This is a genomic window from Acetobacterium sp. UBA5834 (assembly GCF_002435675.1).
Classification (GTDB): Bacteria; Bacillota; Clostridia; order Eubacteriales; family Eubacteriaceae; genus Acetobacterium; species Acetobacterium wieringae.
In genome coordinates this window covers 1-20,028 of sequence record NZ_DJGY01000073.1, presented here as the reverse complement: position 1 = coordinate 20,028, position 20,028 = coordinate 1, and the positions used below count along the sequence as shown (strand labels likewise).

17 protein-coding genes and 1 tRNA gene are annotated in these 20,028 nt (G+C 45.8%); 9 read left to right on the top strand and 9 right to left on the bottom strand.

The window, feature by feature from the left end:
• Nucleotides 1–61 precede the first annotated feature (61 nt).
• Nucleotides 62–1,105: an NAD(P)H-dependent glycerol-3-phosphate dehydrogenase gene (locus tag B3F51_RS15720; RefSeq protein ID WP_286948059.1), complete on the bottom strand. Its 1,044-nt coding sequence runs from the start codon at nucleotides 1,103–1,105 to the stop codon at nucleotides 62–64.
• Nucleotides 1,106–1,145: 40 nt separating this feature from the next.
• A complete protein-coding gene (locus tag B3F51_RS15715) occupies nucleotides 1,146–1,991 on the bottom strand; it encodes a MurR/RpiR family transcriptional regulator (RefSeq protein ID WP_286948058.1) in 846 nt (281 codons plus the stop codon).
• A gap of 304 nt (nucleotides 1,992–2,295) precedes the next feature.
• On the opposite strand from B3F51_RS15715, the gene B3F51_RS15710 reads away from it, so the two are divergent.
• Genes B3F51_RS15710 through deoC form a run of 3 tightly spaced genes read left to right on the top strand, consistent with a single transcriptional unit; the run spans nucleotide 2,296 to nucleotide 5,555 of the window.
• A complete protein-coding gene (locus B3F51_RS15710; RefSeq protein WP_286948057.1) occupies nucleotides 2,296–3,348 on the top strand; it encodes a galactitol-1-phosphate 5-dehydrogenase in 1,053 nt (350 codons plus the stop codon).
• Nucleotides 3,349–4,854 carry an FGGY-family carbohydrate kinase gene (locus tag B3F51_RS15705; protein WP_286948055.1) on the top strand — a complete coding sequence of 502 codons (1,506 nt, stop codon included), beginning with the start codon at nucleotides 3,349–3,351 and terminating at the stop codon, nucleotides 4,852–4,854.
• A gap of 35 nt (nucleotides 4,855–4,889) precedes the next feature.
• Entirely contained in the window at nucleotides 4,890–5,555 is a 666-nt protein-coding gene (gene deoC, locus B3F51_RS15700; RefSeq protein ID WP_286948053.1) for a deoxyribose-phosphate aldolase, read from the top strand.
• Nucleotides 5,556–5,799: 244 nt separating this feature from the next.
• On the opposite strand, the gene B3F51_RS15695 is transcribed toward deoC, so the two are convergent.
• From B3F51_RS15695 to B3F51_RS15685, 3 genes are read right to left on the bottom strand one after another with little or no spacing between them, the layout of a single operon-like run.
• A complete protein-coding gene (locus B3F51_RS15695; RefSeq protein ID WP_070371739.1) occupies nucleotides 5,800–6,597 on the bottom strand; it encodes an ABC transporter permease subunit in 798 nt (265 codons plus the stop codon).
• Nucleotides 6,598–6,617: 20 nt separating this feature from the next.
• The gene (locus B3F51_RS15690; RefSeq protein ID WP_070371738.1) at nucleotides 6,618–7,415 is read right to left on the bottom strand and encodes an ABC transporter permease subunit; all 798 of its coding nucleotides are present in this window, start codon (nucleotides 7,413–7,415) and stop codon (nucleotides 6,618–6,620) included.
• Nucleotides 7,412–8,311: an ABC transporter ATP-binding protein gene (locus tag B3F51_RS15685; protein WP_286948050.1), complete on the bottom strand. Its 900-nt coding sequence runs from the start codon at nucleotides 8,309–8,311 to the stop codon at nucleotides 7,412–7,414. The genes B3F51_RS15690 and B3F51_RS15685 overlap by 4 nt, the downstream gene beginning before the upstream one ends.
• A 196-nt stretch (nucleotides 8,312–8,507) precedes the next feature.
• Between B3F51_RS15685 and B3F51_RS15680 the strand changes: the two genes are divergently transcribed.
• Nucleotides 8,508–9,182 carry an NAD(P)H-dependent oxidoreductase gene (locus B3F51_RS15680; RefSeq protein ID WP_250934309.1) on the top strand — a complete coding sequence of 225 codons (675 nt, stop codon included), beginning with the start codon at nucleotides 8,508–8,510 and terminating at the stop codon, nucleotides 9,180–9,182.
• 221 nt (nucleotides 9,183–9,403) lie between these two features.
• Nucleotides 9,404–11,803, top strand: a complete 2,400-nt coding sequence (locus B3F51_RS15675) for a diguanylate cyclase (protein ID WP_286948048.1) — start codon at nucleotides 9,404–9,406, stop codon at nucleotides 11,801–11,803.
• Nucleotides 11,804–11,890: 87 nt separating this feature from the next.
• Here the strand turns inward: B3F51_RS15675 and B3F51_RS15670 are convergent, their stop codons facing one another.
• Complete coding sequence (locus B3F51_RS15670; protein ID WP_286948047.1) at nucleotides 11,891–13,108, bottom strand: sensor histidine kinase; 1,218 nt, start codon at nucleotides 13,106–13,108, stop codon at nucleotides 11,891–11,893.
• A 2-nt stretch (nucleotides 13,109–13,110) separates the two neighbouring features.
• Nucleotides 13,111–13,791, bottom strand: coding sequence for a response regulator transcription factor (locus B3F51_RS15665; RefSeq protein WP_070371733.1), 681 nt, complete (start codon nucleotides 13,789–13,791; stop codon nucleotides 13,111–13,113).
• Nucleotides 13,792–13,957: 166 nt separating this feature from the next.
• Between B3F51_RS15665 and B3F51_RS15660 the strand changes: the two genes are divergently transcribed.
• From B3F51_RS15660 to B3F51_RS15645, 4 genes are all read left to right on the top strand, one after another.
• A complete protein-coding gene (locus tag B3F51_RS15660) occupies nucleotides 13,958–14,632 on the top strand; it encodes a polyphosphate polymerase domain-containing protein (protein WP_286948044.1) in 675 nt (224 codons plus the stop codon).
• Nucleotides 14,633–14,679: 47 nt separating this feature from the next.
• Nucleotides 14,680–15,351: a DUF4956 domain-containing protein gene (locus B3F51_RS15655; protein ID WP_148636901.1), complete on the top strand. Its 672-nt coding sequence runs from the start codon at nucleotides 14,680–14,682 to the stop codon at nucleotides 15,349–15,351.
• A 14-nt stretch (nucleotides 15,352–15,365) separates the two neighbouring features.
• The gene (locus B3F51_RS15650; protein ID WP_286948042.1) at nucleotides 15,366–17,405 is read left to right on the top strand and encodes a CotH kinase family protein; all 2,040 of its coding nucleotides are present in this window, start codon (nucleotides 15,366–15,368) and stop codon (nucleotides 17,403–17,405) included.
• A gap of 203 nt (nucleotides 17,406–17,608) precedes the next feature.
• A tRNA-Ser gene (locus B3F51_RS15645) sits at nucleotides 17,609–17,698 on the top strand.
• 75 nt (nucleotides 17,699–17,773) lie between these two features.
• Here the strand turns inward: B3F51_RS15645 and B3F51_RS15640 are convergent.
• Together B3F51_RS15640 and B3F51_RS15635 are read right to left on the bottom strand one after the other, a co-directional pair.
• Nucleotides 17,774–18,403 carry a site-specific integrase gene (locus B3F51_RS15640; protein ID WP_286948040.1) on the bottom strand — a complete coding sequence of 210 codons (630 nt, stop codon included), beginning with the start codon at nucleotides 18,401–18,403 and terminating at the stop codon, nucleotides 17,774–17,776.
• Between the two features lie 1,071 nt (nucleotides 18,404–19,474).
• Nucleotides 19,475–19,873, bottom strand: coding sequence for a hypothetical protein (locus B3F51_RS15635; protein ID WP_286948039.1), 399 nt, complete (start codon nucleotides 19,871–19,873; stop codon nucleotides 19,475–19,477).
• Between the last annotated feature and the right edge of the window lie 155 nt (nucleotides 19,874–20,028).

The window sequence follows — 20,028 nt, the reverse complement described above, 5'->3', positions numbered from 1 at the left end:
GGGGATCTGCCGGGAAGTAAAATATTTATTTAAGAAATCAGACGCATCGAAAAATTGCTGATTAATATTTCTCAGTCTCAAAAGCGGCCCAGGGGATCGCCACGGATACGCCGTTGTTGATGATATCGTCGACGTGTATCAGCAGAGGGAAGTCTTTTAACTTAACCACGCCCCGTTCGGCCAGGCGTCTTACGCAGCGGGCGGTGCAGGTTGCGATGACGATGGATTCCAGGGTTACGCCTTCGAGTTCGGTCATGGCTTTTTCAAAAGACCAGCCCCGACCCAGCAGGGTGCCGATTTTTCGGGTGCGTCCGCCAAAAATAGTGACGTAAAGATCGCCAGCACCATAGATAATATTTTCGTCACAGCCGCCGACAAGGGTCAGCAGCTGTGTCATTTCTTTGACGCTCTGGCCGAAGAGGGCAGCCTGGGAATTATAATGTTCGCTGCCCGTGCCGTCGGGACCAAGGGCCAGGCCGACCGCCAGGGAAACCCCCAGGGCGTAGGCGTTTTTCAGAGCGACCGCACATTCAACGCCGACCACGTCGGTGGAAAGACTGATGTGATAATAGTCGGTGGCAAACAGTTTTTTAAAGCGCCGCAGAATTTCCATATCGGTGCCGCAAAAAGCCACGGCCGAGTGATCCTTGTCGGCCAGTTCATAACTGGTGCAGGGGCCGCCGATGGCATTAATGGAGAGCTTTTTTCCCGATGGCAGTTTACTGATAAAGTAATCCGGGTAGGTTATCATCGTCCCGTCTTCTTGATCGATCATGCCTTTGGTGACTGACAGCACCGGAACCGCATCGGGGATCAGCGGCAGGATCTTTTCACAGAACCAGTCCACTCCAAAGCTGCTGACGCCGCACAGCACGGCATTGGTGCCATCCAGCGCCAGCTCGACATCTTCAAGCTGATAATACTTGATCCCCTCTTTGGGCAGCTGGCGCTTCAAGGTTGGATGAAAGCCGGTTAATTCGGCAGAATCAATAATGTCCCGATCCAGGTGAGTTCCCACCAGGCGGACTTCATGGCCGTTTTCCGTGGCCGGAAAGGCCAGGGCCGAAGCCATCTGGCCGGCCCCTACAAAGGTAATTACACTCATGATAAGTCTCCTTTTCTCGTTTTTACAAGTGATTCAAAGCTCAGGTTTTATTCAAACCGACGGCATCCCGGGACGCGGAGAGGGCCTCGAAAAAGACCGCTTCGTTTCGCATAAAGGCACTCAGGTAGAGAATGTCGATGATGGTCAGTTGGACAATGCGGGAGGCCATGGCTTCGGAATGATATTTTTTGTCGTTGGTGGAGCTGGATAAAAAGATATCCGCCTGTTGCGCCAGGGTTGAATTTTCGAAACTGGACAGGGCAATGATCTTAGCCTGATTCTTTTTGGCAATGGCAACGGTGCTTAACACTTCCAGGCTTTCACCGGTATGGGAAACGGCAAACAAGACGTCATCGGCGCTGGCATGGGAGGCAATAATATTCATAAAATGGGGGTCCGGATAACTGCAGACATTGAGACCGATTTTTCCGAACTTATGCATGGCATCCATGGCAATGGAGGCCGAGGCGCCGACGCCGAAAAACAGCACCCGTTTAGCGGCCAGCAGGATGTTCAGGGCGGCTTCAATGACCGCATCCTTTAGGGAATGTTCCAGATCATTGATGGCAGTGATGGTATGACCGATGACCTTTTTCTTAATGGTATTGATGTCATCATCCCCGAGAATCTCCTCAATAATGCTTTCTGAGGGGGTGTCCGAAAACTCCTTGGCCAGATTAATCCGAAAAATCTGGTAGGAACTGTAGTCCAGTTTTTTTAACAGCCGCATCACCGTGGTTTCACTGGTATGACATTTCTTCGCCAGTTCGGTAATCGACAGCAGCGACACCGTATCGGGATGGTCTAAGATGTAATTGGCAATCACCTTTTGGGTGCTTGAGAACAAGTTGTACTTGGTGCGTATTTCAGTTAGCAATGAAGTCAATGAAATGGCCTCCGATCTATTTTCTAAGATCATTATACGTCAAAAAAGGTGGTTTGACAATTGCCGGAAGCTTAATAAAGTTAATAATTGACGCAAAGAGTATTGACAGCGTTGGTTTATGGTGGTAGAATGAGTTCAAATTCAACGGTCATAAGTAATCAACAGTAAATTTCAAACGGACCGGCGTTTTTTATCAGCAGTCAGAACAAGCTGCCGATATTTTTTTAGGCAATAAGAAAAGGGTTACATCAATCAAATTCAGCCATTTTCAATTCACACCAAAGGTTACATTAAGGAGGAAATAATGAAAGCTGTATCTATGTATAAACCCGGCGATTTGCGGGTGGAAGAGGTTCCATTACCAATTGTCCAGCCCGATGAAGTGATGGTCAAGGTTCGGGCGGTTGGTCTGTGCGGATCTGATATTCCCCGGGCTCTGACCTATGGCGCCCATGTTTCGCCGATTATTATCGGGCATGAATTTTCCGGTGAAATCACTGAGCTGGGGGCGGATGTCAAAAGCTTCAAGATCGGCGATCGGGTGGTGGTACCGCCACTGATTCCCTGTTTTGAATGCGAATGGTGCCAAAAAGGTATTTACTCTCTCTGCGAACATTACGACTATTATGGTTCCCGCCGCAACGGCGCTCTGGCTGAGTATGTGGCGGTGAAAGAAGGCAACCTGCTGAAAGTACCGGAGAATGTTTCCTATGAAGATGCCGCCACCCTTGATCCGTGCGCCAACGCTTATCACGGTTTGGCCCGGGCCAATTTTGTGCCGGGTGATTCGGTTTGTGTGGTAGGGACTGGACCGATCGGCTTGTTTGCCGCCCAATATGCCAAATTGGCGGGGGCATCCCAGGTGATTGCGATGGATGTCTGGGATGAAAAACTGGAAATCGCAAAAAAGGTCGGTGCCGATGTCACCATCAACTCATTAAAAGAAGATGCGGTGGCCGCAGTCATGACAGCTACCAAGGGAAAAGGCGCCAACATCGTCATTGATTTTTCCGGGGTACCGACAGCCCAAAAACAATGTATTCTGATGGCCAGCAAAATGGGCCGGGTGGTTTATCTGGGGATTTCCCACAAAGGTCTGGATCTTAGTGAAAAAGAACTGGATACCTTAATGCGAAACCAGTTGAGTCTGATCGGTTCCTGGAATTCGTTTACCAAACCCTATCCCGGTGAAGACTGGACCGAATCCTTAAAAATGTTTGCCGAAAAAGGTATGACAGCCAGAGACATTATCAGCCACCGTTTACCGCTTGATGAAGTGCCCAAGGTTTTTTCTGAAATAGCCAAAGGTGGCTATTTCTACAATAAAATAATGTTTTATCCATGGGGGGAAAATTAAATGAACACTGAAACGTATTTTATGGGTGTTGACACTGGAACACAGAGTGTCAGAGTTGTTGTGACGGATAAAAAAGGAACAGTTATTGCCGGTGATGAACAGGTTTATGAAACTTTTTATCCACAAGCTGGTTGGGCCGAACAGAAACCGGGGGACTGGTGGCGCTGTTTTAATGAAGCGGTTAAAAACGTAATGTCGTCGCTGTCAAAAGAAATCCGCCACCAGATTCAGGCGGTCAGTGTCTGCTCCACTTCATCAACGGTTATTCCGGTGGATCAACAAGGCAACCCGTTAACTGATGCAATTATGTGGATGGATACCCGGGCCAAAAAAGAAATGAACGTTATCAATGCGACCAAACACCCGGTTTTAGCATACTCTGGCGGCGAAGACTCAGTGGAATGGATGATCCCCAAGGTTCTGTGGATCAAAAACAATCAAAAAGATATCTATGCAAAAAGCCATAAAATCATTGAACAGCTGGACTGGATGAACTATCAGCTGTGCGGCGTCTATGCGACCTCGATCTGTAACTCAACCTGTAAATGGAATTATATTGAGTGTGAAGGCGGCTGGAATGGCGAATTCTTCAAACAGGTAGGACTGGAAGATTATGCTGAAAAACTGGTGCTGGATGTTAAGCATGTGGGTGAATTAGTCGGTACCATCAACCGTTCCTTTGCCGATCAGTACGATATCAACCCGGACATGAAGGTGGTTCAGGGCGGGATCGACGCTCATATCGGAATGCTTGGTTTAGGCGTAGCTAAAGAAGGTAAACTGGCGATGATCATGGGAACCAGCTTTGTCCAGCTGGCCTTCTCGGAAAAGAAACTGAATCTCAACGGGATCTGGGGCCCTTACAACAACGCCATCGTACCTGACCAGTGGTTACTGGAAGGCGGTCAGATTTCGGCCGGCTCAATCATCAAATGGTTTATGCGGGAATTTGAGATGAGCGCTCACGAAAACCCCTATGCCTATATGAACGAACTGGTAGCCAAAATCCCGGCTGGCTCCGAAGGCCTGGTAGCCCTTGATTTCTTTCAGGGCAATCGGACCCCTTACAAAGATGCCAATGCCAAAGGGGTGATCTACGGCTTAACCCTGAGCCATACCAAAGCTCATATTTACCGGGCCCTGCTGGAATCGGTAGCGCTGGGCACCAAGAATATCATTGACAACTTTGAAGCGCAGGGCTGTCCCATCAACATCATTGTCGGCTGTGGCGGGGTCACCAAAGACGCCACCTGGATGCAGATCATCGCCGATGTTACCGGCAAGCCCATTGTGGTTACTGAAGACGCCAGCGCCAGTGTGCTGGGTTGTGCCATTGTCGCAGCAGTTGGTTCCGGTGCTTACGAATCCTTTGATGCCGCAACTACCGGCATGGTCAAAGAAGCCTATTCGGTCCAACCCAACAAAGACCTCTACACAACCTATCAGGGCGTCTTTGACACCTATACCGAAATCTATGAAAACCTCAAAGACACCATGGCCAAATAAGACACCATTGAGTTACGAAAATTAGGAGAATGAATATGACAAACAAGGAAATTTTAAGCCACATTGACCACACCCTGTTAAAACAATTTGCAACTTGGGAAGAGATTAAGGTGATCTGTGACGATGCCATCACCTATCAAACGGCATCGGTATGCATCCCGCCGTCTTATGTTAAAAAGATCAAAGAAACCTATGGCGAGCAGTTGAATATCTGCACCGTGATCGGTTTTCCGCTCGGTTACAATACCACGGCCGTTAAGGTTTTTGAAGCAGTTGATGCGGTTAAAAACGGTGCCTCAGAAATCGATATGGTCATTAATATCACCGCCCTGAAAAACAAAGACTATGACCTGGTCCAAAATGAAATTTCCGAAATTAAACAGGCCATCGGTGACAAGATCCTCAAGGTGATTGTCGAAACCTGTTTTCTGACTGAGGCTGAGAAGGTCAAGGTCTGTGAGCTGGTGACCAATGCCAAAGCCGACTACATCAAAACCTCCACTGGGTTTGGAACCGCCGGGGCAACCATCACAGACATCCGTTTATTTAAAGCCAACATCGGCCCAGACGTAAAGATGAAGGCCGCCGGCGGGGTAAAATCCGTGGATGATCTGATCGCCTTTATCAACGAAGGCTGTGCCCGCATCGGCACCAGCTCCGCTGTTAAACTATTAAAAGGCGAAGCCGTCAGCGGTTACTAAGCCGAATAAAGCCATTCAAAAAGCATCCAACGCTTTTTGGATACTTCAGACTATCAAAAAAGATAACCCAGTACCGACAATTGTTACATCATGTTGTACGCATCGGAGCGGACACGGCATCGCCTGTCCGATTCCGCGGCGAACAACAGATTAACAATTGGTCGGTACGGTATTTTATCGACAACAAAAGCATCCAGACAAACTGTTTGGATGCTTTTGTTGTATTGGGAATGATCACCAGAACCTAGGTACTTAAATCCCGGCGGTTAAAGGCCACAAAGGTCAAAACGAAAAAGACCAGCGAGACAACCAGTAAAATGGCAGCGGAATTGAAGGATAGCTGATCATTAATCATCAGGGTGGCGCCTTCAAAATACTTAAAGGGAGTGAAGATTGCAAGAAAGTCCAGCTTGTCATATAAATCCACTGCCACCGATAAGATGAAAAACCCCATCACCAGCCCGGAGGCAGCGGCAGTCGCCCGCTTGGTGTTTTTTAAAACGGCACCAAACATAGATCCCAGCGCCAAAAAGAACAGTTGCAGGATAAAGAGTGCCAGCATTGTCAGGGATACTTTGTCGATCAGGCCGTTGCCATCGTTGTGCTGGGCAATGAAAAATACGGAAGCACAAAAAGTAACAATATTAAAAATTAGAATATTGATGAGCCCGGCCAACAACTTGGGCCAGATCACCTGAAACCGACGAACCGGTTTGGTATAGACAAAATCAGCACAGTGATCCCGTTCTTCCTTGGACACCGCCACCGCCCCGAACATTACCGCATGAACAGCGGCCAGTAGCATAAAGTAGAGAAAGAACACCGAATAAAAACCGGCGACTTTGGTAATATCCACCGAGCCGATCCCAAAAACGACCATGATTTCTTCGGGAAAGGCCGCAAACAGGGCGTTGACGTCCACTTGGGAATCGGCAAAACCCTGGTACTTCATCATTCCGGCAAAGATAATGAAAACCTGGGCACAACACCAGATGATCAGCGATTTAATATTGGCTTTCATTTCTTTTTTAAATACATTCATGGATAACGCCTCCTTTTAGGCTAGATCGACGGCAGATCTTTTCGGGCAAACAGTTTGAAGGTCAGAAAAGTAAAGAGGCCGACTAAAACAAACCATAACAGCAGGTACAATGAATCGTAATTCATATTCATGGAGATTTCAGTCAAATTGAAATAATCAAAGGGGGAGACCAGCCCCAGTTTGTCATCGTTTAAGGTTTCATTGAGCAGATGAATAATATAAAAAATAAAGACAACCCCCATACTGATGGGTAGAACGGTGCGGATCCGTCTTAAAAAAACCGACACAAACAGACCCAGGCTGGCAAAGAAAATCTGGATAAAGAGTAGGCTCAGGGTAAACAGGGTAAACAGCTTAAGGTTGTAGGCGGTGTCACTGAGCAGGGTAACCATGAGCAGGGAAGCTGTAAAAACAACAGCATTGGTAATCAGAATTTGAACCAGCACCGCCAGGATTTTCATGGCGACGACCCGGTTACGACTGACCGGTTTGACAAACAGAAAATCGCCAGTTTTTTCCCGGACTTCGGCGGAGAGGATCGAAACCCCCATATTCATGGCTTGGATGGCCCCTGCCAGCAAAACGTACATCAGGGCAAATTGATAAAAGCTTAAAATACTGGCAAGCTCCAGATCAGCCACCCCGAAAGCCTGTTGGAATTCAATCGGGAAGCTTTCAAAGACCCTTTGGAAGTCCTCCAGTTGACTGGCAATGGAAGGATAGAGCAACATAAAGAGGCTTAATACCCCAATTAGTGAGATGCACCAGATAATCAGGGTTTTTCGGCCCATTCGCAGTTCCTGTATTAAAATGTTCATGGTTGGGCCTCCTTTTCCTCCTTTTGGTAATAATGCATAAAAATTTCCTCAAGCGAAGGTTCTTCAACGAGCAGATTTAAAAGATACTGGCCCTGCAGGCGCTCAACCATCCGATTGATATCACCCTTAAATAAAAAATGCAGGCTGTTTTCATTGACCGTTAAATTCGTGACCCCTTCCAGATTAAAGTGTTGAACATCCATCACGCCTTTGTAGTCCAGGGTGAATTTTTTATAATTGTGTTTTTGCATATCCCGGATATTTTCAACCCGAACAATGGTGCCGTCTTTAATGATGGCCACCCGGCCACACAGCTTTTGTACTTCAGAAAGAATGTGCGAAGAAAATAAAACGGTGGCACCTTTTTTGTTTTCCGCCCGGATCAGTTCAAAAAACGTTTGCTGCATCAGGGGATCCAGACCGCCCGTTGGTTCGTCAAGAATGATCAGTCGGGGTTCATGGAGCAGGCCCTGAATAATGCCGACTTTCTTTTTATTGCCATAGGAGAGGTCATCAATGCGCTTATTTAAGTCAAGATTCATAACCTCCGCCAGGGTCTCAATCCGGCTAGTATCGACATTATCATAGAAGCTGGCCGAATAATTGAGTACCTCCTTGACCTTCATGTGTTCGTAATAAAAGACTTCCGAAGGCAGGTAGCCAATATCCCGGCGAATTTCGCTGCCGTATTTAATGCAGTCTTTCCCAAAAATGGTGGCTGAGCCACTGGTGGGATGGATCAGCGACAACAGCGCCCGGATGGTGGTGGATTTACCGGCGCCATTGGGACCGATAAAACCAAAGATCTCGCCTTCTTCCACAGAAAAGGATACGTTTTCAATGCCTCGATGTTTTCCATAATATTTTGTCAGTTGATTGATTTCAATTACATTCATGCAGATCCCCTTCTTTCAAATTCGATTCAAATAATTCGGTGTTCTCCAATTAATTTACCCTGATCAAGTAAAAATAAACAATGATTTGATGGGGATAAATGAGGGCGAAAAGAAAAAAATAATAACATGTCATGTTTGAGTGATTTTTCAAAGGGAATATACTAAAAGATAATAAAAAATATGGGAGGCCATCAAGATGAAAAAAGAAGAAACTCGAAACCTGATTCTGAATATATTTAACAATCGCTACACCTGCAAAGGTTATGATGCCAATAAAAAGGTCAGCGATGAAGATTTTGCTGTGATCATGGAGGCGGCCCGGCTCTCACCCAGCTCGATGGGGCTGGAACCCTGGAAATTTGTGCTGCTCAATAACCGGGAGCTTCGCGAAAAAATAAAACCCTTCGCCTGGGGCGCAGAAGTCAGTCTCGATGGTGCCAGTCATTTTGTCCTGATTTTGGCCAGAAAACCAGTTGATTTAAAGCCGGATTCTGACTATGTGGAGTACATTATGAACGATATCCAGCATTTCACTGACGACTTGCGAGCCGCCCGGAAAAATAAATTGAAGAGCTTTCAGGAAGACGATCTGAAAATCGCTGGAAATGACCGGGCTTTTTTTGACTGGGCCTGCAAACAAACCTATATTCCGCTGGCTAATATGCTGACGGCTGCCGCCATGCTGGGCGTGGATTCCACCCCAATGGAAGGATTTAATACCGCAAAGGTCGAAGCTGTGCTGGTGCAGGAGAAAATACTTGATCCCGTCCACTTTGGATTATCCTGCATGATTGCCTTTGGTTATAAAAACCGGGATCATCGTCCGAAAACGAGACGAAAAATTGAGGAAATTCTGGAAACAATTGAATAAACCCCGTGAGTATTTGATTGAATTTGAAATAGTGTGGTTAATAACAATATTAAATAAAAATAGTGTTTTTTTTGATAAAAAAATAGGAATTAATTTAATTTTGTTATATAATAATGAAATCAAGAGTAAGAAGAAAACCTTTACAAGTGGAAAAATAAGATTTTGATGCTTTATATAAGAGTCTAACATGAGTGGAAAAGGTTGGATGAGGAGATAAAAGGATGGAACCAGCAGCGGCAGATAGTCTATTGATTGTTGGACTTGTGATTGCAGTCGGAATTCTATTGCTATTATTAGTTCGAACGAATAAAAAATTGAAGAATACCAAGACGGAGACAAAAAGCATTAAGAATATTTGTGAAACCTTCATGAACGGTCATGAAACGGTCATCTATTTGAAGGATGAACAATTGAACTACGTCTTTATTAATCAGGCTGCGGAGCCCCATTATCAGAAATCGATACCGGAAATTATTGCTCAGGCCGATCCAATTCAGGATGTCGAAGCTTTAGGCCCGTCAATTATTGAAACGGATCAGCAGGTTATCACGACTCGAGAAGCGACTGAATATGAGGAAAAATATAAAAACCGGATTTATAAAATAAAAAAATTTCCGGTCGAATTAAAAAATAACCGGATTGGGGTCGGCGCTTTTATTCGAGAAATCACCGATGAAGAAAAATTGATAAAAAAACAGGAGCGGGTACTCTTTCGCAACAAAATTCTGGTGAACGTTTTAAGCAAGAAGTTCAGGAATGATCAAAAGCAGCTGGACTATGTTTTGCACGAAGCCCTGAAACTGACTGATAGCAACAGCGGCTTTATCTGTTTTTATGATGAAAAGAAACGGCAATTTACTCTCAAAGCCTGGTCTAAAGGCCTGATTAAAGGGGCGGATATGACGCGTCCAAAGCAGAGCTACCAACTGGAGGAAGTCGGGCTGTGGGGGGATGCGGTACGGCAGCGCAAGCCAGTCATCATAAATAACCAAGTCGACAACTTAGCATCAGAATGGGGACTTCCCGGGGGATCGACGATTACCGGCAATTTTATCGCCGTTCCCATTTTTATTGATGAAAAAATCACAGCGGTGGTGGGCTTCGCCGGTAAAGTTGACGAATATGGCGATAATGATGTGTATGAAATAACCGTATTAATGAACGGGGTCTTAACGAATGTGGAGCGGCGGAATATTCAGAATAAATTGTTTGCCGAACGCAGTAAATATTTCCAGACCCTGATTTCCATTGGCGATGGGGTAATGGTGGTGGATCCCCAGGGTAAGATCGAAATGCTCAATAAGGTGGCCCAGCAACTGACCGGTTGGACCAATGAAGATGCAAAAGGGCGGCATTATCGGGAGGTTTTTGTTTTATCCCATGAAGATAGCCATCAGGAAATTGCAGATACCATCATTGCGGCGATGGCGACTGACCAGACCCAGGAACTTAAAAATCATGCCGTTTTAACAGCCAAGGATGGATCGGTTTTTCACCTGGAAGACAGTGCGGCGCCGATTAAAAATGAAAAGGGTGAAACGGTGGGGATTGTGCTTGTTTTTCGGGATGTTTCCGAGAAAAAGGAGCAACGTAAAGAGATTGAATACTTGAGTTTTCACGATGCTCTGACCGGGCTTTATAATCGTCGTTTTCTGGAAGCGGAGTTATTACGATTGGATACCGAAAGAAATTTGCCGATTTCGATTATCATGGGGGATGTCAACGGCTTAAAGCTGACCAATGATATTTTCGGCCATGCTCACGGAGATATTTTTCTGAAAAAAATAGCCGAAGTGATGCGTCGGGTCTGTCGGTCTGATGACATCATTGCCCGCTGGGGGGGCGATGAATTTGTGATTCTGCTGCCAAAAACCACCATTGAGCAGGCGAAACAGATTAAAAAGCGGATTAAAACCGAATTTGCCCAGGATAGCGTCAAGCTCATCCGGGGAAATATTTCACTGGGCTGTGCGGCTAAAACAGCGATGAACCAGAGTATTATGGAATGCCTGGAATTCGCTGAAGAACGAATGTATGCCATCAAGGTGCTGGAACGGGATGATTTTAAGAGCTCAACCCTGGATTCCATCGTCACCAGCCTGCAAAGTGATTGTCCCCAGGAAGAGGAACATGCCCAGCGGGTTAGTCAATGGTGTCATGATCTGGGAGTGTCAATGGAACTCCCCCATGTTAAAATCAGACGGCTGAAACTGGCCGGTTATTTTCATGATATCGGCAAGATTGTTTTGCATAAAGATTGTCTGCAAGAGCGGAGTGAATTTACCGAGGCAGAATTGACTGAGATCAGGAAGCATCCGATTATGGGATATCGGATTCTCAATGCCTTTGATGATACCATGTCGTTGGCCGATGCGGTGCTGCATCATCACGAACGATGGGATGGGTCTGGCTATCCCAAGGGTTTAAAGGGTGAAGAAATTCCTTTTATTGCACGGGTTGTTGCAGTGGCCAGTTATTATGATCGCCTGACCTCGGCGCAGGAAGGTGAGGCCCTGGGAGCAGAGCAAAATCCCCTGAACCAGCTGGAGCAATTGGAAGGGCATTTTGACCCGGAAATCAAGCGGGAATTTGTCAACATGATCAGAAATCTTCCCAGCTAGTAGCATGTCAACAGAACCGCAGCAAGCCATCTGGACCAAAAGATCCGGATGGCTTTTTTCAGGTGCTGTTTTTGGGGCTGCAGCAGTTTAGAGGATCACACTAAACCGGGCCCAACGACCGACCTCGCTGCTTACTTTAATTTTGCCCTGATGCTCGCAAACAATCGCTTTGGCAATGGCCAGCCCCAGGCCATAGCCGCCGGTAGCCTTGGAACGGGATTCATCGTAGCGGTAGAAGCGCTCAAAAATCTTATCCCGCTGATCGTAAGGAATTCCGGCACCGGTATTAAATACCTCAAGATGGATTTTATCACCAATGCGCTTAAGAGTGAGCTCAATTTGCCCATCATCATTGGTATGTTTAATGGCATTGTCAATCAGGATGGCGGCAACCTGCTTGATCTGATTGGCATCACCCTGATAGGTGATCCCGTCTTCAATTTCGAGGGCATAGTTTTTATGCGCCTCAAAGGCAATGCTCTCGAAACTTAAGGCAATGCTTTTTATGGCTTGGCTCAAATCAAAGGTTGAGGTAACCCCGTGCGTTTTGTCGGCGTCCAGCCGGGCCAGTGTTAGCAGGTCATTGACCAGGGTATTCATCCGGTCGGTTTCAGATTGGATATAGCCAAGATGTCGATTTGTTCCGATGTCTCCGGCTAAAACATCGGCGTTGACGCTGATAACGGAGAGGGGTGTTTTGAGTTCATGACTGGCATCCGAAATAAACCGCTTCTGTTTTTCAAAGGCGTCGGCCACGGGTTTAACCATCAGGTTGGCCAGAAAAAGCGAGACAAAGAAAAGCACCAGCAGGGTGATGCTGCCAATGATCAGGGAGGTGGTTAGCAGCCGATCCGCCATCGCATTGGAAATCCGTTGATCGACAAAAACCAGCAGTTGTCCATAGGGTTTGTCAACAACCAGATAGCGGTAACCGTTAAGGGCGCCGGAAACTTTGTTTTTTGCGAGCATCTGATTTGCCAGATCCAGAACCTCCTGAGATACCTGGCTGGTATCGCTGCTGCCATTGATGGTGAAGAGGTTAGTCGCTGCATTAACCTTAACCGAGTAGGTTTTTTCCCGCTCAAAAATATCTGGTGGCAGGGGATTAGCCGCCCCTGGAGTTCCCGGAGTAGCCGGAGGAATCACCCCATCATTGTCGGCCAGCACTGATAACAGAGAAATACTCTGACGTTCACTGGACTGGTAGTTGAAATAGTTGATGGAACCAAGAATCAGGGCAAAAACCAGCGATAGGATAATCATAATCGTTGCCACAAAGCGGCGTTTCAGGTTTCTGATCATCATGCTTACCCTTGTACCGACAACTCCAGATAATAACCGATCCCCCGGTTAACCTTAATCTGGACCTGAGATCCCACAAAACTGATCTTTTTTCGCAGAAACGAAATATAGACCTCCACATTATTATACTCAGCTTCGCTGTCAAAGCCCCAAACCTTTTCAATCAACTGTTCCTTGGAAATGATCTGGCGGGAATGGATCATCAGGGTTTCCAACAGCAAAAATTCCTTCAAACCCAGTTTTACCGTCGTATTGCCACAGCAAAGCTCCCGGGTTTTTTGTCGTAAGGTCAGATCGCCCCAGCCCGGATCATTCGTCACCACCTCACCTTTGCGTCGGGTCACCGCCCGGATTCGGGCCAGCAGTTCCCCGGTTTGAAAGGGCTTGGTGAGATAGTCATCCGCCCCCCGATCCAATCCGGCAATTTTATCGTTCAGCTCGGCTCGGGCCGTCAGCATCAGCACCGGAGTTTCAATTTTAGCCTTGCGCAGCTCCTGTAAAACCGCCAGGCCGTCTTTACGGGGCAGCATAATATCCAGAATAATCAGATCATAAATCCCGGTCAGGGCATTATCCAGACCACTTTCGCCATCCATGCAAATATCCACGCCATAATTTTCTTTGGTAAAAATTGCTCTCAGGGCTTCGACCAGTCCCCATTCATCTTCCACCAGTAATAGCCGCATGCTAAAAACACCTCCTCGTCCCAATCGCTATTTTTTATTATAGCATCTTTAATTGAATGAAGCTTGAACTCCAGCTTAAGAGATTCTTGCTTCAATCTTTATTCAAGCTAGCCTCACTATCATAGGTTTTGTTAAGAATGTGTTAAATCACAAAAGGAGGTACGACATGCAATTTCGGCATGAACACAAACATTATATTAATTATCTGGATTACCTGGTTCTGCGCAGGCAGCTAAAAGCCGTGATGCAGCCCGACGTCAATACCGATGAAGCAGGCGAATACCAGATTCGCAGTTTGTATTTTGATAATTATCGGGACGTGGCGTTGCAGGATAAGATCAGTGGGATCAACCATCGGGAAAAATTCAGAATCCGCTGTTATAACAAAGACTTTGCCTTTATCAATCTGGAAAAAAAGAGCAAGATCAATGGCCTTTGTGCCAAGATCAAGGCCAATATTACAAAGGGACAGGTTGAAGCGATTCTGGCCCATGATACCGACTGGATGGCTACAAGTTCAGAACCCCTGGTGGTGGAGCTCTATTCCAAAATGAAGTCGGGCCAGCTAAGGCCCAAAACCATTGTTGACTATAAACGGGAGGCCTTTGTTTATCGACCCGGAAACGTCCGGGTTACGATTGACCGGGACATCCGCACCGGTCTTTTCAGCACGGATCTGTTTAATCCCGACTTACCCACCGTTTGTGCCGGGGATCAGCAGCTGCTGCTGGAAGTGAAGTATGATAACTTTATTCCCGCCGTGATTGCCGATATCATCCAGCTGGATGGCCGAAGACAAACGGCTTTTTCAAAATACGCAGCCAGCCGGATTTACAGCTAATTTTTTGTTTAACAAATTCAATTACGCAAATCAACAAGGAGATCTAAATGAGTTTTAACGATATTTTTAAGTCAAATTTTCTGGACAATGTCACATCGGTATCGATGATCGATATCGCCATGGCCATGATTCTGGCCTTTGGGATTGGCGTATTTGTCCATCTGGTTCATAAAAAAACCTATAAGGGGGTGATGTATTCATCCGGCTTTGGAGTTACCTTAATTGCCCTTTGCATGATCACCACCTTTGTGATGCTGGCGATTACCAGCAACGTGGTACTGTCCTTGGGGATGGTTGGGGCGCTTTCGATTGTCCGGTTTAGAACGGCGGTCAAAGAACCCTTGGACATCGCCTTTGTGTTCTGGTCGATTGCTGCCGGGATTGTCCTCTCAGCCGGGATGATTCCCCTGGCGATTCTCGGTTCGGTATTGATCGGGATCATTCTGCTGGTGTTTGTTAACCGCAAACCCAACGAGATGCCCTATATTATCGTGGTTAACTGTAGCGATCGGGAAGCTGAAGCAGAAGTGAAAAAATTCATCGATGCCAGTGTTACCAAAAGCATTATCAAAAACAAAACGGTTTCCCGGGAGGGCATCGAACTGAATATCGAGGTGCGACTCAAAAATGATAACACCGACTTTATTAACCAGGTGGTTGAGTTGAAAAATGTCAATCATGCCGTTCTGGTCAGCTATAATGGCGAATTTATGAATTAAGCGAGGTGACCCGATTGGCCGATCACAAAAATATTGAACGGATTTGCATCATCATTGGTATCATCACCCTGATGTTCGGACTGGTTTTCGCCTATTTTGGCGAAAGCCTGGGGATCACCGTCAGTGGCAGTACGGACTTGAGTTATGCAACGACATTATTTGACGACAGCATGGTTCATACCATCGACATTGAGATTGCTGAATCGGATTGGAACAATCTGCAGGAGAATGCCGCCGATGAAGAATATCAGCTTTGTACCATTACCGTTGATGGCGAAACCCTTGACAATGTGGCGATTCGGCCCAAGGGCAATTCATCGCTTACCAGCGTGGTCTCGTCGGATTCGGAGCGCTATAGCTTCAAGATTGACTTTGACAAATACAGTGACGGTTTAACCTATCATGGTTTGGATAAGCTCAATTTAAACAATATCATTTCGGACAATACTTATTTAAAAGAATACCTCAGTTATGACATGATGGCTTATATGGGAGTAGCGGCACCGCTAGCGAGCTTTGCAAAAGTGTCGGTAAATGGTGAATATTTTGGTCTCTACCTGGCCGTGGAAGGGGTGGAAGAAGCCTTTGCCCAGCGCAATTACGGTTCGGATTATGGCAATATCTACAAACCCGACAGCATGCAAATTGGGGGTGACAAAGAAATGGGCGATGGTGAAAAGCCCGATATGAGCCAGATGCCGGAACGGCCGCAGGGAACCGCTGACAGTCAGACAACGACCGACCAAAACGGTGCTTCCCAAACTGCCGATGGGTTTCAACCACAAAACATCGGTACACCTCCGGAAATGAACAGCGAGACGACCGGTCAGCCCGATCAAACGGCCGCCAATGCTGGTCAGTTTCCGGACATCGGCCAAATGGGAATGGGCGTTAACTCGGGAAATGATGTGGCACTAATCTATTCCGATGATGAACTCTCCAGCTACGAAAATATCTGGGAAGGGGCCGTTTTTGATGTCACCACCAGCGATAAAGAACGACTGATTGATTCCATTAAACAGCTTAATGCCGGGGAAAATCTGGAAACGGTGGTGGATGTGGAAGCGGTACTTAAATATTTCGTGGTGCATAATTTCATCGACAATTTTGACAGCTACACTGGCAGCATGAAACATAACTATTATTTACGGGAAGATCAGGGCCAATTATCAATGATTGCCTGGGATTATAATCTGGCTTTTAGCAATTTCAGTGGTGGCGGTATGGGTGGCGGGACAACAACAACGGCTACCAGCACCGATGAAGCAACAACCCTGGTGAACTATCCCATTGATACCCCGGTATCGGGAACCACCATGGACGAGCGGCCGCTACTGGGTGTCTTGCTTTCCAATGAAGCGTATTTAGAACAATATCATCAGTATTTTCAGGAATTTATTTCCAGCTATTTTGAAAGTGGTCAATGTACCGAGACCATTGATCAGGCAACGGCTCTGATATCGGATTATGTAAAAGACGATCCGACGGCCTTCTGCACTTATGAAGAGTATCAGGCCGGGGTTGCTGTACTTGAGCAATTTTGTACACTCCGGGCCGAAAGCATCAGCGGCCAGCTGGAGGGAACCATTCCGGCGACCACCGAGGGACAGGCTGCTCAGCCAACGGCGCTGCTCGATGCCAGCAGTCTTGACATTGCGGCCATGGGCAGCGGTATGGGTGGTGGTATGGACCGGGAAATGACAGCACCGACTATGCAAGGGACCGATCAAACGGCCAATGCCGATGCTACCAGTGAGCAGTCAGCAACGGCTCTGCAGTCCGCCAAAGGGCAACCGCCAAACCGACCCGATGCGGATACGACCACGGCGGCAACCAATACGCAATCAACGGCAGAGAGCGATTTGGCTGCTGGTGAAAATCAGACCGGGAATGGGCAAACCGAGTCAGAAAATGCAACAAATCAGCCAGAGGAGCGCACCAGGCCCAGTGATACCACGGCAAGCACGATGGATCTCCCATCCCTGATGCTTCTGGGAGGCTCCTGTCTGGTACTGCTGTTGGGGATTCTGGTGGCAAAGCGTTATAAACGATAAAAAACAGCTTTGCTAAACCAACAAAGCGATAAGTTAAAAGCGGCGGGTGCCAGTAGGTAACCGCCGTTTATAAAATAATTGGCGCAATGAAGCGGTAAGTTTAGAAAAAAAGGGGTTTTACAAAGAAAAGATTGACTTTTAGGGTCAATTACCGTATAATCAACAAGCATGAAAAAATTGAATAATTTTTTTGTTCTACCTGAGGAGAGATGTCTGAGTGGTCGAAGGAGCACGCCTGGAAAGCGTGTGTACGTGAAAGCGTACCGAGGGTTCGAATCCCTCTCTCTCCGCCATTTGAAATTAATAAAGAAATCGCATATTACAGCCGTTTGTGGCTGTTTTTTTATGCAGAAAAATGGGTTTGACCCTTACCTTGACCCTTGCGGGATATTGTTAACAGTTTTAATAAAGTTCTCCATCCGGTTTGCACTTTCTTGTTTCATTCGTTCAGATACATGCCCATAAACATCCATTGTGAAAGCTGCTGTATGATGACCGAGATTTTCCTGGACGGTTTTAATATCGTCACCTGATTGTAGAGCAGCGACAGCATAAGAGTGTCGAAGATCGTGAAAGCGTGCATTAGGAAGGTTGAGGCTTTTAACAATTTTTTTATAGTTCGTGGATACGGTAACATGGGCTAAATTTCCGCCAAGTTGATTGGTAAAGACAAGATTGTTAGTTATCCATGCAGTCCCCGCCATAAGACGCCATTGGTTTTGTGTCGCTCTATGTTCGTGTAGTAATTTAATTAAGTATGGCGGTAAGGTAAGGGTGCGAGTCTTATCGTTTTTTAATGAAACAAACTCGTAAATTCCGTCAATCCGCTGTAGCTGATGACAAATTAAAATTGTTCCATTTTGGAGATCGACAGTGTCCCATGTAAGACCTAGGATTTCACCTTGTCGCATCCCAGTGAATAAGGTTACGAGGTATAGGGTTTCAAATTGATGTCCTTTTATTGCGCTTATAAAAGCAGATATTTCGGCCTCACTCAAAGGTTTGATTGTAGTTTTTTTTACTCTTGGGAGTTTGCAGGCATTCGAAGGGTTGGCGTTGATATAATTAATTTCGCAAGCCTGTTGGAGTGCCTTGTGGACAACGCCATCAGGTGATGAGGTGTTTTAAATGGACACCGAACTTCAAAACGCACGTTCAGTCGGTCGGTCAGTCGCACAGTAAACTTTACCAAAAATTTTTACGACTAATATACAGTTAAATAATTTTTTGCAAAAAAAACACAGCATTCTATACGGTGTCAGAAAAAATCTGTGGCAATTTCCCGGTAAGTGGCGAAGGCTCAAAAAGACGAAGCGGTGTCAGAACTGGAAAACAGGGCGAAAGTGATTTTTTTATAAATTCAGTTAATGACAGTGATTTATGAAGCATTTCTCGTCCAGTTAACAAATGAAAAGAAAAGACGACTAACTAACAGGACAAAAGTTCCTTTAATTTAGAACAGAAACAAAAAACAGGTCAGTATTCATGAATATATTTGTTGCTGTCGTTTAAATGACCAAAAAGCGAAATACGTACAACTAAGAGTCATTAAAATATTTTTAAGGGGCGGTTTTATGGAGACAGACTGATAGGAACGAATGAATACCTTGAGTGATGATCATGATATGGCTTTGTACCGGAATTTTGGCAAAAAATCCGATTGCAAGGGCAATTTTGTCGGCCAGGAAAGGCAGTGTCCGAACAAAGAAGGATGGGAAAGTTGCATTTAAAACAGTGTCATGTCAAAAAACACTAGGGAAGAGAATGAAACAGCTTGCAAATGTTGAATTTAAAGAAAAATGTTTCCTAAAAAACACATAGTGTGATCGGACCTATATTTAACCGGAACTGTCTATCTTTAGAGAAAATGAACAAGCTGTCAAACTGTTTCAAGGGACCTGGATCCTGAAGGGAAGAATGCTCCAAAAAGGGAAGAATGCTCCAAACTTTGTTGTTTCTTCCAGTAGTCAGGAAGAGACAGGGCCAAAACTGTAGGGCAATAAGAATCAGACTCCTTCAGATCCAGGTGGTCTTGTTTAAGGCATTTGTTTTAATCAACGGGATATGAGTCACACGGGCTCAATCGATCTGACTATTTTATGTGATTCACCTCCCGTATAACGATAATGACTTGCACTTTTAAAAAATTTCGATTTTTTGTTGGGCATATTACCTTTTTTATAAGCAGTGTAACCAAACGGTTCAAGGGAACAGGCAACCATGCGTCCGATAGTTTGTCTCACTACAGGATTTCCAAGATCCAGATCATTATGTGGATTCTCTTCACAGTAGGATTCAATTTCTCCTATAATCGCAACGAGCGGGGGAAGCTCGGCATCGATGTACCCAACCATTTTTATGCGGTTGGATTCAGACCAGATAATCTGATAGTAGATATGTTCGGCAGACCGACTAACCTTAACAATTGAACAAGCCGAGAACGTCTTTATAAAGTCTTCAAAGTCCATGTTTCTCCTTTCTTTCTGAAAATTACTAGTTAGAGTAAGCTCCAACACCGATATATCGGTGTTGGGAATCGAGCCAGAAGTAACTCCTGATTCCGAATACAAGTTGAAAAAAACCTCCCTTATAATTTACTATATAGGCGTTTGCAAAACGCCAC